The sequence below is a fragment of the Aerococcaceae bacterium DSM 111021 genome (genome assembly GCA_020112395.1).
GTDB lineage: Bacteria > Bacillota > Bacilli > Lactobacillales > Aerococcaceae > Ruoffia.
Genome location: JACCEK010000002.1, coordinates 100,721 through 115,140 on the forward strand (window position 1 = coordinate 100,721; position 14,420 = coordinate 115,140).

General features: G+C 38.2%; 16 protein-coding genes. 7 read left to right on the top strand and 9 right to left on the bottom strand.

The genetic code is table 11. The features are described from left to right. The first annotated feature begins 89 nt into the window (after nucleotides 1-89). Nucleotides 90-620 carry a transcription repressor NadR gene (locus HYQ40_06655; protein MBZ6527455.1) on the top strand — a complete coding sequence of 177 codons (531 nt, stop codon included), beginning with the start codon at nucleotides 90-92 and terminating at the stop codon, nucleotides 618-620. A gap of 25 nt (nucleotides 621-645) precedes the next feature. Here the strand turns inward: HYQ40_06655 and HYQ40_06660 are convergent, their stop codons facing one another. Together HYQ40_06660 and HYQ40_06665 are read right to left on the bottom strand one after the other, a co-directional pair. Further along, nucleotides 646-1,050: a hypothetical protein gene (locus HYQ40_06660; protein ID MBZ6527456.1), complete on the bottom strand. Its 405-nt coding sequence runs from the start codon at nucleotides 1,048-1,050 to the stop codon at nucleotides 646-648. 49 nt (nucleotides 1,051-1,099) lie between these two features. Further along, nucleotides 1,100-1,504 carry a hypothetical protein gene (locus HYQ40_06665; GenBank protein MBZ6527457.1) on the bottom strand — a complete coding sequence of 135 codons (405 nt, stop codon included), beginning with the start codon at nucleotides 1,502-1,504 and terminating at the stop codon, nucleotides 1,100-1,102. Nucleotides 1,505-1,661: 157 nt separating this feature from the next. Between HYQ40_06665 and HYQ40_06670 the strand changes: the two genes are divergently transcribed. Next, on the top strand, nucleotides 1,662-2,222 hold the full coding sequence (locus tag HYQ40_06670; protein MBZ6527458.1) for a hypothetical protein: 561 nt from the start codon (nucleotides 1,662-1,664) through the stop codon (nucleotides 2,220-2,222). A 50-nt stretch (nucleotides 2,223-2,272) separates the two neighbouring features. Beyond that, nucleotides 2,273-3,541: an NAD(P)/FAD-dependent oxidoreductase gene (locus tag HYQ40_06675; protein MBZ6527459.1), complete on the top strand. Its 1,269-nt coding sequence runs from the start codon at nucleotides 2,273-2,275 to the stop codon at nucleotides 3,539-3,541. An 89-nt stretch (nucleotides 3,542-3,630) separates the two neighbouring features. On the opposite strand, the gene HYQ40_06680 is transcribed toward HYQ40_06675, so the two are convergent. After that, the gene (locus HYQ40_06680) at nucleotides 3,631-5,181 is read right to left on the bottom strand and encodes a LysM peptidoglycan-binding domain-containing protein (protein ID MBZ6527460.1); all 1,551 of its coding nucleotides are present in this window, start codon (nucleotides 5,179-5,181) and stop codon (nucleotides 3,631-3,633) included. Between the two features lie 175 nt (nucleotides 5,182-5,356). Beyond that, the gene (locus HYQ40_06685) at nucleotides 5,357-5,830 is read right to left on the bottom strand and encodes a hypothetical protein (protein ID MBZ6527461.1); all 474 of its coding nucleotides are present in this window, start codon (nucleotides 5,828-5,830) and stop codon (nucleotides 5,357-5,359) included. Nucleotides 5,831-6,093: 263 nt separating this feature from the next. Between HYQ40_06685 and HYQ40_06690 the strand changes: the two genes are divergently transcribed. Continuing rightward, the gene (locus HYQ40_06690) at nucleotides 6,094-6,909 is read left to right on the top strand and encodes a hypothetical protein (protein MBZ6527462.1); all 816 of its coding nucleotides are present in this window, start codon (nucleotides 6,094-6,096) and stop codon (nucleotides 6,907-6,909) included. 38 nt (nucleotides 6,910-6,947) lie between these two features. Here the strand turns inward: HYQ40_06690 and galU are convergent, their stop codons facing one another. Next, nucleotides 6,948-7,850, bottom strand: a complete 903-nt coding sequence (gene galU, locus HYQ40_06695; GenBank protein MBZ6527463.1) for a UTP--glucose-1-phosphate uridylyltransferase GalU — start codon at nucleotides 7,848-7,850, stop codon at nucleotides 6,948-6,950. Nucleotides 7,851-7,992: 142 nt separating this feature from the next. On the opposite strand from galU, the gene HYQ40_06700 reads away from it, so the two are divergent. Both HYQ40_06700 and HYQ40_06705 read left to right on the top strand, forming a co-directional pair. Next, on the top strand, nucleotides 7,993-9,315 hold the full coding sequence (locus HYQ40_06700) for a nucleotide sugar dehydrogenase (GenBank protein ID MBZ6527464.1): 1,323 nt from the start codon (nucleotides 7,993-7,995) through the stop codon (nucleotides 9,313-9,315). A 251-nt stretch (nucleotides 9,316-9,566) separates the two neighbouring features. Next, entirely contained in the window at nucleotides 9,567-10,637 is a 1,071-nt protein-coding gene (locus HYQ40_06705; protein ID MBZ6527465.1) for a YsnF/AvaK domain-containing protein, read from the top strand. Nucleotides 10,638-10,863: 226 nt separating this feature from the next. Here the strand turns inward: HYQ40_06705 and HYQ40_06710 are convergent, their stop codons facing one another. From HYQ40_06710 to manX, 4 genes are read right to left on the bottom strand one after another with little or no spacing between them, the layout of a single operon-like run. Continuing rightward, a complete protein-coding gene (locus HYQ40_06710) occupies nucleotides 10,864-11,229 on the bottom strand; it encodes a DUF956 family protein (GenBank protein ID MBZ6527466.1) in 366 nt (121 codons plus the stop codon). A gap of 6 nt (nucleotides 11,230-11,235) precedes the next feature. Continuing rightward, a complete protein-coding gene (locus tag HYQ40_06715) occupies nucleotides 11,236-12,186 on the bottom strand; it encodes a PTS mannose/fructose/sorbose transporter family subunit IID (GenBank protein ID MBZ6527467.1) in 951 nt (316 codons plus the stop codon). A gap of 16 nt (nucleotides 12,187-12,202) precedes the next feature. Further along, nucleotides 12,203-12,997, bottom strand: coding sequence for a mannose/fructose/sorbose family PTS transporter subunit IIC (locus tag HYQ40_06720; GenBank protein MBZ6527468.1), 795 nt, complete (start codon nucleotides 12,995-12,997; stop codon nucleotides 12,203-12,205). A gap of 26 nt (nucleotides 12,998-13,023) precedes the next feature. Continuing rightward, nucleotides 13,024-13,998 (bottom strand): PTS mannose transporter subunit IIAB, encoded by a 975-nt coding sequence (manX, locus tag HYQ40_06725; GenBank protein MBZ6527469.1) that lies wholly within the window; start codon nucleotides 13,996-13,998, stop codon nucleotides 13,024-13,026. Nucleotides 13,999-14,124: 126 nt separating this feature from the next. Between manX and HYQ40_06730 the strand changes: the two genes are divergently transcribed. Beyond that, entirely contained in the window at nucleotides 14,125-14,406 is a 282-nt protein-coding gene (locus HYQ40_06730; GenBank protein MBZ6527470.1) for a hypothetical protein, read from the top strand. Nucleotides 14,407-14,420 lie beyond the last annotated feature (14 nt).

Genomic DNA, 14,420 nt, shown 5'->3' on the forward strand with positions numbered 1-14,420 from the left:
CCTCTTTAGTCAAGCATGTTACGTTAAATAGTTTAACTTTTTTTCTATATGTTATACTACTTATAAATATCTAATTGGAGGGTCTCTCAATGAAAGCAATGGATAGACGTGACGCTATTGTATCTATACTTGAACAATCAACTACACCCATTAAAGCAACGGACTTAGCGACCCAGTTTGCGGTGAGTAGACAAGTAATCGTTGGTGATATCGCATTACTTCGCGCTCGTAATATTGACATTATTGCGACCAATCAAGGCTATATTCTTGCTGCAACGATGAAAGCCGCTGCTTCAGGTCGTTACCGCGGAAAAATTGCTTGCCTTCATACTGCTGAACAAGCCGAAGAAGAACTACGGATTATCATTGATGCTGGCGGTACCATTGAAGATGTTGAAGTTGAGCATCCTGTGTATGGTGTGTTAAAAGCGTCTCTACGCCTTAATTCTGATGAAGATATTCAAGACTTTATCTATCAAATGTCTCAACATGAAGGTGAAATGCTTAGTTCATTAACAAACGGCATACACATTCATACGATTACCACACCTTCTAAAAAAGAGTTTGACCAAATTAAAGCCGCACTCAACGAGGCAGGCATCTTACTCAATGAAAATTAAAAACCGCCCAAGAGCGGTTTTTTGTTTATTCATGTACACTTGAAACTGTAAGTTCTTCGATAACTGCGTCATCACTTGACTCAGGTAGTGCTTCAATCGCCTCTAAAATATCAGCATAACGATTAATCATACGTTGTTGTCGCTTCACACCACTTAAACTGGGTTCGCGTTTCACTTGTTTACTTAATTCTCTTTGTAAGTCTTCAAGCATATGTTTTTGAACACTAGATTCACCAGCTGGCGCATCTTCTAGCATTAACATAACCTGCTCTTTGTCTAAACCAATTACATGCCCAGCTGCTGAATTGCTTCTAGAAATTTGGTCGTAAAAGTTTTGTAATTGCTCTTTTGATTCTACGTTTTTCTTTTGAAATCCCAGTTCACATGCTAAATTTGAGTTTGCTAAACCTTCATACGTTAATTGTGCCAAATATATCGCTCCTTGTCTGTTCTTATATTATACCAATCAATACGATTGGTTAACACGATAGCTTTTCAGCTATAAGATCCCGATCGACGGTGACATCGCTTGTCTCGGGTAATGCTTCAATCGCATCAATAATTCGATCGTACTTATTAATTAAGCGGTGTTGTCTTCTCAACACATCTAATGATGGTTCACGCTTGACTAACTTTCCTAATTCAAATTGTAAGTCTTCCAACAAATGTTGGGTAACCGTTGGATTGTCAACTGGCTCATCCGAGGTCATTAATATAATTTGTTCTTCATCAAGTGAAATAACATGTCCGATAGCTGAATGACTAATTGAAGCTTGATCATAATACTTTTGTAATTGTTTCATTGAGTAGATCGTTTGGACTGAAAATGTCTTTTCGCAAGTTAAAGTTGGCTCCGTCAAAGGTTCATAAGCTAATTGTGGCATGAACATCACTCCTTTTCTATACCTCATTATAACCCTAACAGTCAATAAAATAAAGTTTCTTGATTCAAATGGATATTTGAGCAAAACATTTACAGGTGTCTTGACACTTCGTTTCAAGTTGCGTTATACTTACAGAAACTTTTTAAGGAGAAATAACATGACACAACAAAAACAAACAACACGCGATTTAGTTATCTCGAGTTTACTAACCGCTTTAGGTATTTTAATTCCAATGATTATGCCAATTAAAATTATACTCGGTCCAGCTTCATATACTTTCGGTAGTCATATTCCGATTACAATGGCTATGTTTCGCTCTCCTAAAATTGCTTCATTTGTTGCCGTTGGAACAACTTTAGGATTTGTTGCTGCTGGATATCCAATCACTATTGTCTTGCGTGCCTTATCCCATATTATTTTCGCAACGATTGGAGCCGTTTATCTAAAAAAAGTTGCCGGTGTATTAGTCGATGTCAAATCACGTACTTTGTTCAGCTTTTTCATTAACTTAATCCATGCGATTGCTGAAGTCATCGTTGTGTACATCTTAACTGTAGCAGGCGTGAGCGGCTCTTCAGATAATTTCTTATTCACTTTAATTATCTTAGTCGGTGTTGGAACGTTAATCCACGGTATGATTGATTTCGAGATGAGTTACCGCTTTACGCGTACTTTGGATAAGCGTGCACGAGTGAAATTCGTACAAGTTGAACTTTAAGAATCATTTTCTGTTATAATGACCTAGAATAAATAGAAGTAGGTGAACACATGACAGATTATGATGTAATAGTTATTGGTGGAGGATCAAGTGGCTTAATGGCAACAATTAACGCTGCGCAACAAGGTGCCCGTACACTATTGATAGAAAAGAACCCAAAATTAGGTCGGAAACTACTATTATCAGGTGGCGGACGTTGTAATGTGACCAACAGAACTACACGTGAAGATTTGATTACGCACATCCCCGGAAACGGAAAGTTCTTATACAGTGCTTTAAATCAGTTTGATCAAGAGGATATTATTTCTTTTTTCAACCAAGCTGGAGTTGAGTTGAAAGAAGAAGATCACGGACGTATGTTCCCAGTGACAGATCGTGCGCGAACGATTTTAGATACTCTAGTTGATATCATTAATGACTTAAATGTGACGATTCGAATGAAAGATCCCGTTGATTCACTGATTTACAATCGAGAAACAAAGCGGGTTAAAGGTCTAAAAACAGTAGCTGGTGAAACTATCACAGCCAACTCAATTGTATTAGCTTCTGGCGGTCGTGCTTATCCAAAAACTGGCGCAACCGGAGATGCTTATGCTTGGGCTAAAAAAGCTGGACATTCAATTGAACGCTTATACCCAACCGAGTCCCCTCTATTGTCAGATGATCGTATAATTACGGAGAAATTGCTCCGTGGTGTATCACTTCGGGATGTAAATGTCACAGTATGGGACGGGCAAGTTGGTCAGAAAGCCATTGTAAATCATCAAATGGATATGATTTTTACTCACTTTGGTTATTCAGGTCCAGCCATTCTTCGTTGTAGTGGCCACGTTAACCAGTACCTTCATGCGACTGGTGCGGAGTTAGCTCACTTAACGATTGACTTAGCTCCTAATGAAACTTTAGAAGATATGAAACAATTTGCTGAAGAAGCACGTGAGAAGCAATTGACAAATATACTCAAACAATGGATGCCAGAACGTATGGCTGAAGTCGTCTGTTTATTAGCAGAAGTTGATCCTACTAAACCTTACAAGCAATTAGTTCATAGTGAAGTTGAAGCTTTATGGAATAAAATTAAAGCCTTCCCACTAACATCAACAGGTTCGCAACCGATTGAAAAAGGTTTCGTAACCGGTGGCGGTGTCTCAACAAAAGAAATTGATCCCAAAACAATGGAATCAAAATTCATGCAAGGCTTATACTTCTGTGGCGAGTTGTTAGATATTAATGGCTATACAGGTGGATATAATATTACAGCAGCCTTTGTGACAGGAACGATTGCAGGACAATATGCAGCTTGGGGTAGTTTTGCTTAATTTAGAAATCTAATCAAATATGAATTCAAAAAGCGCCGGAAAGTTGATAACAACTCTCCGGCGCTTTTCTATTTTTGATTTAAATTTACTTATTCAGCCGACTCTTCTATAGACTCATCTGTCGGAGCTTCTTCTGAAGTTTCTGATACTTCAGTTGATTCAACTGGCTCAATATTGTTAACCGCTTCAGCATCTGTTCCTGTTGGATTCGATACCATTAATGTTCCGTTAACGATTGTAACCGTTTCTGGAATACCATTCCACTCACGTAATTCTTCTATAGTAATTTCGTATAAGGCAGCTACGTCTTCTAACGTTTGCCCTGGTTCTACTTCATGCGTTTCAGGACGTGGATCAGATACAACGATTATGTCGCCTTCAACGACTTCATTTGACTCTAATTCGTTCCATTCCATAATTAACTGCTCCGTAGTACCAAAGTCCATTGCGATAGTATAAAGGTTTTCACCTTCAGCTACTTCATGTACTTCAGGTATTAAAGCTGGGTTTGAAACAAATAATTCATCACCTACAATGAGGCTATCGTTTTCTAAATTGTTCCAGTTACGTAAACTATCTGCAGAAATACTGTATTGCTCAGCAATACGCCAAACGTTGTCACCTGTTGCCACAACATGTGTTTCTGGTCGGGCCGCTTCTGGAAGTTCAGCTAAGTTAATGGTGCGACTTTCGTCTTCACTTTCTTCAGCATCTTCGCTTGAAGTTGCTGACTCATCACTTGATTCTTGAGTTTCAGATGATGAGTCTGTTGATGATTCACTTGTTGGTTCTGTTTCAGTGACGGGTGCTGTTTGAACAGGTCCACCTGCTGGCACAACATAAATCTTGTCACCAACGTCTAACCAATCTGAACTTAAACCATTCCATGCACGTAATTCTTCAACAGTCACACCATACGTTAAAGCGATACTTGATAAAATATCACCTGATTGAACAATGTGAACACCGTTCTCTGCTGTTGCTTTTGTCCATGCTGGAGGCGCTTGATAGTCAACTGGACCATTAGGAACTGAAATTTTATTTCCAGCAACCAACCAATCTGAACCAAGGCCATTACATGCCATTAATTCTGAAACGCTCACACCATAAACGGCTGCGATGCCTGATAAAGTATCTCCTGGTTGGATTGTATACCAATTGTCGAAATTTTGTCCGTAATCATAGTGATAATCATACCCATAATCCGATGTGGCATCTGCTGCACCATAGAGAACAAGTTGATCACCTACATCAAGATATGTACTTGATAAGCCATTCCATGCCATTAATTGGTCCACTGAAACGCCGTACATATAAGCGATACTTTCTAAGTATTCACCTGATGATACAGTATGTACACCTGACTGAGCACCTGTATAATAGCCTCCGTTGTCAGTCACTCCACCACCTGATGCAGGAATTGATAATGTCATTCCAACATCGATCCATTCGCTTCCTAAGCCGTTGGCAGCCATAATATCGCCCGCTGTGACACCATATTGTCTAGCGATTCCCCATAGCCACTCTCCGTTTTGAACGGTATGTGTTGATTGAGCTATCGCTGTTGAAACTGGTGCTAACGCAATAGCCGATAATAATAATAAAGATTTTCCTAATCTTTTAAATTTATTTAATTTCATGTCACTACGCTCCTTCTTGAACTATTAAAACTCTTCTTAGTCATTCTATCATCAAATTTCTAATCAATAAAGAAATTACAATCGTTTTACAAACTTGTAATTATTCAGACATAGTTCTTATCCCTTTTGTTCTTGAGTTAATCATTATACTACAGTATACATTAAAAAGTCCAACTCATCTGACAAAGACCCTTTTCCCTGATATGCGCTGACTTGGTTTAAAATTCGTATCAATGGGTTCCGCTAACCGGTACCATCTAACGGAACGATTCGACCAGCCATGATTTGTTGCACGGGTAATTCCATTCGCATCTTCAATACAATATATAACATGATGAAAATCCAAAGCGACCCCTGTATAAGCATGTTCTGATAAATGCTCTCGATTGAAACCAGCAATAAAAATATCTCCAGCTTGAATCTCATTACGTCGAATTTCATGCAACAAAACATTCTCCAATTGAACGAGTAAAGACATGGTACCTAGACCAGATCCATAAGGTAAAAAACGACCCGCTATAAGTGCACTAAACATGGCACTCGCACTATCGTAACTTTCTGGTCCGCAGCGCTTTGCTTTGGTTTGAGCATAGGTCACTTCGCCTTCACGATCCAAATACCATTGAATGACTGCTGTACGACTAGCCAAAGCACTACCTCCTCACTTAATTTTTACTACTCTAATAATACCATGTTTTACTCTAGAAACCATATGATTACTTACTATCCCCAAAAAAGTGATATAAAAATATACTTCTGATTTTACATAAAATTTTGTGTAAACGTTCTATATTTGTTTACATTAAATTTACATAATCTTTACATTAAGTTTATTGAATATGATTATTAATGTGCTATATTTATTATATTATATAATACAATTTTTAATTATCCTGAAAGGAAATTATTTAGATGATTCATTTTCACCCTCAAGCACAAACTGATTTTTCAATTCGATCTTATTTAGATAAAGCGTCCGATTTAAATCATATGGAGCTCGACCAGTTACTCATTATTTATATCATGGACATTCGCCATATGAGCCAAACATATGGTAGTTTAGTTATCGATCATGATGGGAATATATACAAAAGTGAATGGTCAACCACACGTTTAATTAATGAATTCTTTTCAGAGTTTGGCTATAACTACCAAAGATGGGCACAGTTTCTTAAGACTACGTTCAACCGTCCCAGGACGATTTTCCCATACGTAAATAAAAATAAAGTGTTTATCCGAGTCCAACAACCTAACCGTAAACATTCTGATTGGATAAATTTAACTCTTTTAAAAGATATAAATATCCTTACGCAAACTAATAACACCGTTGAAATTGAGAAAATTAATTTTATTTTCAATATTGCTGACGGAGCTAAACTTTCTATCTCAATCAGTGAGCGCACATCACTAATACTCTCGCAAATTGGCTATGCTTTTCAATTGGTTAATTTATGGTATGAATTTCAGTCGGATATGATTTTTGAACCCGCCCCACTCCAAGCGTATATTGGAAATCCTGCTTTTAAATTATTCTCAGAGAAACGACTTTCTTATAAGGAACAATTAAAGGCCAAGCTTGATTTAGATCAGTTTAATAAATACAATAAAATACATCATTACTTGAAACATACCACCCAGCGTCAGTATGAAACTGTCGATACGCGTTTGACACTTTTTCAGATGCATAAACGTTTATTCGGTAAAAGCGAATATAATAATATGAAATAAAAAAGAGCTAATACCCTGTTGGGATATTAGCTCTTTTTCTATAAAGTGTTCGTGTCTTCAGCTTCTAATTCTGTACTTAGTTTAATAATGTATTCAGAAAATTCTTCAGCCGTCTCAGGATGTTCTAAACCATATTCAAGACTCATCTTCATATAGCCGATTTTATTTCCAACATCATAACGCTTGCCTTCAACCTTTTTAGCAAAGACGCGTTGAGTCTTGTTTAGCTGATCGATAGCATCGGTCAGTTGTAATTCATCGTCTACACCCGGTTCAATCTTTTCTAATATATCAAAAATTTCTGGTGTTAAGATATAACGTCCAGCAATGGCTAAGTTACTAGGTGCTTCTTCTGCAACTGGTTTTTCGATAAAGCGCGATACACTGTAAACTGTGTCGTCTTCTTCATCTTGACGATCGATTTCTATCATACCGTATTTTGAAGTTAATTCATCCGGCACTTCAACGACCGCTAAGTTTGCTGATTTATTCTTATCATATAAATCCATTAATTGCTTCGTTACTGGCACTTCACTATTCATAATATTGTCTCCGAGCATTACAACAAAAGGTTCATCATTTACAAAAGCACGTGCATGCCCAATCGCATCACCTAATCCTTTTGGATAAGATTGACGTACGAAGAATAAGTTCTCTTTTGTTGTATCTTTTACAAGCTTAAGTAAAGCGTCTTTCCCCTTACTCTCTAAATTGTCTTCTAACTCGGGGTTTGAATCGAAGTGATCTTCAATTGATCGTTTATGTTTTCCTGTAATAATCAATATCTCTTCAATCCCTGAAGCAAAGGCTTCTTCTACAATAAATTGAATAATTGGCTTATCAACAATGGGCAATAATTCCTTAGGCTGTGCCTTCGTTGCTGGTAGGAATCCCGTTCCATATCCGGCCGCCGGAATAACTGCTTTACGAATTTTTGACATATTCAGACCTCCTCTTTCTCATACAATAATAGTATATCTAATTTAATATCAGTTTGCTACAGGTATATTCTGCACAGATAACTCAACAATCTAATCATTTTCTGTTATAATATCTTGGATATAATGAATAGAGGAGAAACTCATGGAAATATATAACAAATTAATTAACAAAGAAGCGAAGCTTGCAATTATCGGACTTGGATACGTTGGTATGCCAATTGCCATTGCCTTTGCTAAACACATTGAAACAATTGGATACGACTATAATCCAAATAAAATCGATCTTTACAAAAAAGGCATTGATCCAACTAAAGAAGTCGGCGATGACGCTATTAAAGAAACGACACTTGAGTTTACAAACGATGCAACGAAATTAAATGACGCATGTTTCTTAATTGTTTCTGTGCCAACACCGATTAATCATGATAAGACACCGGATTTAACACCTGTAACAAGTGCGACGCGTACGATTGGTCAAAACCTCGCTAAAGGTTCGATTGTCGTTTATGAATCAACTGTTTATCCAGGCGTAACTGAAGATGTATGCATTCCTATCTTGGAAGAAGAATCGGGCTTAAAGCATGGTGAAGACTTCGTTGTCGGCTACTCGCCAGAACGCATTAACCCAGGTGACAAAGTACATACACTCGAAACAATTACAAAAATTGTGTCATCATCGATTCCGGAATACGTGGATGAGATTGGTAAAGTTTACGAGATTGTAGTCAAAGCTGGCGTTCACAAAGCGCCAAGTATTAAAGTTGCTGAAGCAGCTAAAGTCGTTGAAAATTCACAACGTGATATTAACATCGCTTTTATGAATGAATTAGCTCTAGCATTTGACCTGATGGGAATCGATTCTAAAGATGTGATCGATGCAATGAACACAAAATGGAACGCTCTTGGTTTCACACCAGGACTTGTAGGCGGACATTGTATTGGAGTCGATCCATATTACTTTGTTTACCAAGCTGAGAACTTAGGCTACCACAGTCAAATTATTAGCAATGGTCGTCAAATTAACGACGGCATGGGTGAATTCATTGCTGATAAATTAATCAAAGAATTAATTCGTACAGGTAAAACCCCCATTGATTCTAAAGTAGTTATTCTTGGATTAACGTTCAAAGAACACACACCTGATACACGTAATTCAAAAGTGAATGACATCGTTAAGCGATTACGCGAGTACGATATTAATCCAACCATTGTAGATCCATGGGCTAGCGAAGAAGATGCTCAACACGAATACGGTGTGTCACTTACTCAGTTATCTCAAGTAAAAGATGCGGATGCAATTCTTTTAGCTGTAGGACATAATGAATTTAAAGCTCTATCGTTTAAGGATATCACTGACTTATTCAACCAAGACTTGCCTGCTGACAAACGTATTATTTTGGATGTAAAAAGTATTTTAAATAAAGAAGATTTCATTGAAGCTGGTTATAGCTTCTGGAGGTTATAAATTATACAAAACCAGTGCATTTGCACTGGTTTTTTTATTTTTATTTAATTTTGTATTTTGTTAATATTTGATAAAGGTAAAATGAGAGAATACCTCTATATTCACCTTTATAAAAAATAAATATAGTTAAATTGTTATGATCACTAATAAAATAGTATTACCTTTCCAAGTCATTTTGCTTTATATTTACTTCAATTTTGTTTTATACTTAAATCATAAAAGATTCTCAAAAATAGAAAGGAAGTTGTTTTATGGTTAAGAAATACGTTTATGGTGTTTACCCTACGGTCGTTGAAGCTGAGGATGCAGTTACAAATGTTGTAAATCAAGGTGTACCTCGCGAGAGTGTTGCATTAGTCGGTACACGTGCTCACGCATATGTTGGTGAAGCTGAATTCATCTCTTACGGTGAATTGTTAGAAGAGCAACATGAAGACAATCGTGGATTTTTTGCTAAGTTATTCGGCTGGGACGATGACGATAACGATGATGAATATGAAAACGTTGATTTTACTGAATACGAAGATTCTTTAAATCGCGACGAACTATTGTTACTCGTGGACCAAGAATTTGAGAGTCAACTTCCCGCTTTCGATACAAGAGAAACTGACGAATTAAGAACAGACAATGTTCTAACTGGTAATGAACCTACTACGGATACTGTAAATGCTGAAACTGCAGCCTTCACTGGGGCAGTTGGTACGACAACAGGTGTAATAGAAGATGACCCAGAATTCGTAGCTGGAAATACAGTTGCTGCGGATTATACTTCAGAAGTGGTAGATCCAAATGAGACTTACGTTGATGTTGATACTGACACAGATAAAGGTTACGATGACGTGAATGTAGAAGATAATGATTACGATCCACATATCGTTGGTGAAGAAACGCATATCGAAGCAGAAGGCGAACCCGTTGGTGTAACTGATACGGATACAGAGCGTATTCGTCTACACGAAGAACAAGTTCATGCCGAAACGCGTAAAAAAGATCTAGGTGATGTCTCAATCACTAAAGAAGTCGTGGAAGATACAAAAACAGTCGAAGTTCCGGTTGAACGTGAAGAAATTCATATTCGCCATACTGACCCTAATGAGCGTACTACAGGCGATGATGACGCCTTCGTTGAAGAAGAAATTGTTATTCCTGTATCTGAAGACGAAGTCGTTGTAGACAAAGACACTGTTATAACTGATGAAATTGAAGTTGAAAAAACAACACATACAGATAGTGAAACAGTGACAGAAACGACTCGCCGTGAAGAATTAGATATCGATGACGAAACAGGTCGCTTAAGAGAAGATAACGATACTTTAAGATAATAACTTTAACATTTATAACTGTAAGCTGGGGAGCATCTTGCTCCTCAGCTTTTTTGCTTATATTGAGCATTGGCGGGATCGGCGAGTGCATGATTAAACTGGAACAAGCATTCGTGGGATTGGCGAGTGCATGATTAAGCTGGAACGAGCATTCGCGGGATTGGCGAGTGCATGATTAGGCTGTTTTATCCATAATAAAAAGGGGCTTGGAAAAGCCCCTCTCAAATTACTTCTTGAATTGTTTTAATACCTTACTTATATTGCTTTTATTTGCTTGAAAAGTTTCCCGTTCAAGATACTTGCGCATGTATTTCAATGTATCTTTAGCATCATCCACAACAAATTCAAAGTGCTGCCCTTCATCCGTTTCTATTGTAAAGCCACGAACGTAACGGCCAGCGAACAACATCTGCACAAAAACATTTTCAACAGATGTCCAAGGTATTTGTATGAAGCCTGGTCCTTTTTCTGAACGAAATTCAAGCCCTTTTTCGCCCATTAGAAATAATCCTGACTTTGGGAGGATTGGGTTAATCAATGCATTGGCACGCGTCGTGTATTCGATTGTTGTGTTTAAAAACTCAGTACTCATCACACTTTATCCCATAATTCCAATTGAATATAGTGCAATACCTAAGACAAATATTCCACCAATAATCGTAATTGGACTCACTTTTTTACGAAGTAGCCACATACATGCGAACGTTAAGATAAGTGGCATTAAGCCCGGTAGTAATGCATTAAATACATCATTTAAAGTCATAGTCGTTTCGGTTGCCACATTCGAGCCTGATTGAACTTGTAGTATCAAGTCTCGAATTGTATCAACAGAAAGCGCATTACTATTTGCTTGATCCGTCAATGCCTGAAAATCAACCATAGTATCGGGATTATTCTCTACTTGTGAAAGCACGAGTGGGAAATTCATTGTTGTCCACCTCGGTACCAATACCCCCATAATAAACATTCCAAGGATTGATGCACCTTGCGTAATTTTTTGCAAGATTCCCCCGCTCAAGTCTTTCGTAATTTCGTTACCTGATCGGTATCCTAATTCTTGTGAATACCATAAGAAAAGGATTCGAATAATATTCCATGCTAAGAAAAATATAATGGGTCCAAAAATACTTTCAGATAATGCCAGTGAAGCGGCAAATGCCCCTAATACGGGTCTTAAAGTTCCCCAGAACACTGGATCTCCTACACCAGCAAGAGGTCCCATCATACCAACTTTTACCCCTTGAATCGCTTGGTCATCAATCGCAGTCCCGTTCGCTCTTTCTTCTTCTAGTGCAAGAACCACACCGGCAATGGGTGCTTCTAAGTACGGGTGAGTATTAATAAATTCCAAGTGACGTTGAAGTGCAGCACTTCTATCTTCTTTAGTAGTATACAATTTACGAATTGCTGGAATTAAAGCATAGACCCAACCAACATTATGCATACGTTCAAAGTTCCAACATGCTTGAATAAAAGTCATTCTCCATGACACACGCATCCGATCGGCTTTTGTTAATTTAATACGATCTTGTCTTACTTCTTCAGTCATTTTATGTCCCTCCTATCTAATAGTCTTCTAAAATATCATCTAAAGCAGCTTCCACTGAACTTCCACCACCGCCAGAACCTGCATTAAACTGTGGTGCAATCGAAATATATATTAAAGCAATACTTAAACCAATAATACCCATCGCAATTAAATTCAATTCAGTCACTGCTGCTAAGGCGAATCCCATAAAGAAGAATGGCCATGAGCTTTTTGATGCCATCATATTAATAACCATGGCATAACCAACCGCAACAATCATTCCACCAGCAACATTCAATCCTCCAGTAATAACATCTGGAATCGCATTTAATGCATCAGTAACAGTTTGAGCTGAAACCATTAAAATTAAACCTGCTGGAACAGCAACACGTAGACCTTGTAACATCAATGCCATAATGTTGGCAGAAGCTACACCCCTTAAACTACCTGCTTCAGCTTGACGGTCAGCATAGTGAGATAGACCTACCGCAACCGTTCTTATAAAAATTGTTAACACTTGACCAGCGATTGCTAGTGGAATTGCGACGGCAATCCCTTCACCCATTGATGCTCCTTGGACTAGCACTAGAATCCCAGAAACTACCCCTGCTAAAGCCGCATCTGGCGCCATCGCTGCTCCAATATTCATCCAACCTAAGGCAATCAATTGTAATTGCCCACCCAATAAAAGCCCCTCGGCTAAATTACCTGTAATAAGTCCAATCAGCGTACATGTAATGATGGGTTGATGTAATTGGAATTGATCCAGTACACTCTCAAACCCGGCAAAAAGTGCCACTAAAATAATAAGTATAACTGGAATTATTGTCATATCTGTCATTTTGAATCCTCCTCAATCTATATTAATTTTTCTTTCTTAAGTAACCGATCTAGATTTTGTGCTGAATCTGCTGGTACTTTTCGCACATCGAATTTTACACCTTTATCTTTTAATGCCATAAGCGTCTTCACATCATCGTCATCTACGGATACAGAATTATTAATCATGACCTTCCCTTTTGAATGAGCCATTGATCCTAAGTTTACTTCATCGAGTTCAACACCTAGTTTAATTGCTTCAAGCACATCTTGTGGAGTTTCGAATAATAATAATGCTCTTGTTCCACCAAATCTTGGGTCTTCATTAATCTCTGCTAACTTAGCAATGGGAATCACATTCGCTCTCACACCCGGTGGCGCTGCTTGTTTAATTAACGTCTTACGCATCTCATCATTTGCTACTTTATCTGATACTACAATAATACGGGTTGGATTCACGCTCTTCACCCAACCAGTTGCCACTTGCCCATGTAAAAGACGTGTATCAATACGTGTCAAGACATACTTAATCTTCCCGTCACCAATCACTGTTCCAGGATCAAGTTGAGCTGACCCAGTTGCTTCTGAAACAACACTCGCCTCTGGCTCAGGAACTAACTCCTCAGGTCGAACTCGAATTCCACTTTGCTCCTTACCAAGAATATGAGACGCAACGTCGTGAGCCTTATCCATTCCCATACGTGTTCCCAATGCTTCTAGCAACATCGGTAAATTCATTCCCGATACAATCGCTGCCCGGTCCGACATTTTCTCGAATAGAATATTCGCTTGATTGAACGGCGACCCTCCCCAAAGATCAACTAAGAACAATATTTCTGCATCCGCATCATAAGATGCAACCGCCGACTCCAACTTCGCCTTCAAATCATCCGGCCCTTCCTCTGGCATGAACGTCACTGTCGTAATCTGTTCTTGTTCTCCGAAGATCATCTGAGCCGATTGCAATAATCCTTCAGCAAACTCGCCATGACTCGCCAATATAATACTTACCATCTTTCTTCCTCCTCCACTTTAAAATTGCTCTACAAGAAAAGTCTACCATTCAGTGAAAGCGATTTCAATCAATTACAGGTGAATATGACGTAAAATTCATAATATTTAATGAAGATAGTTCAGAGTATGTGCAAACTTGAGAAGAATGGAACAGCGGTTCTTCTAGAGTTGGACGTACTTGAGAAGAATGGAACAGCGGTTCTTCTAGAGTTGGACGAACTTGAGAAGAATGGATCAGCGGTTCTTCTAGAGTTGGACGAACTTGAGAAGAATGGATCAGCGGTTCTTCTAGAGTTGGACGAACTTGAGAAGAATGGATCAGTGGTTCTTCTAGAGTTGGACGAACTTGAGAAGAATGGATCAGTGGTTCTTCTAGAGTTGCAAGTAATATTGAAAACTCAAACATAATCCTAACAAAAAAA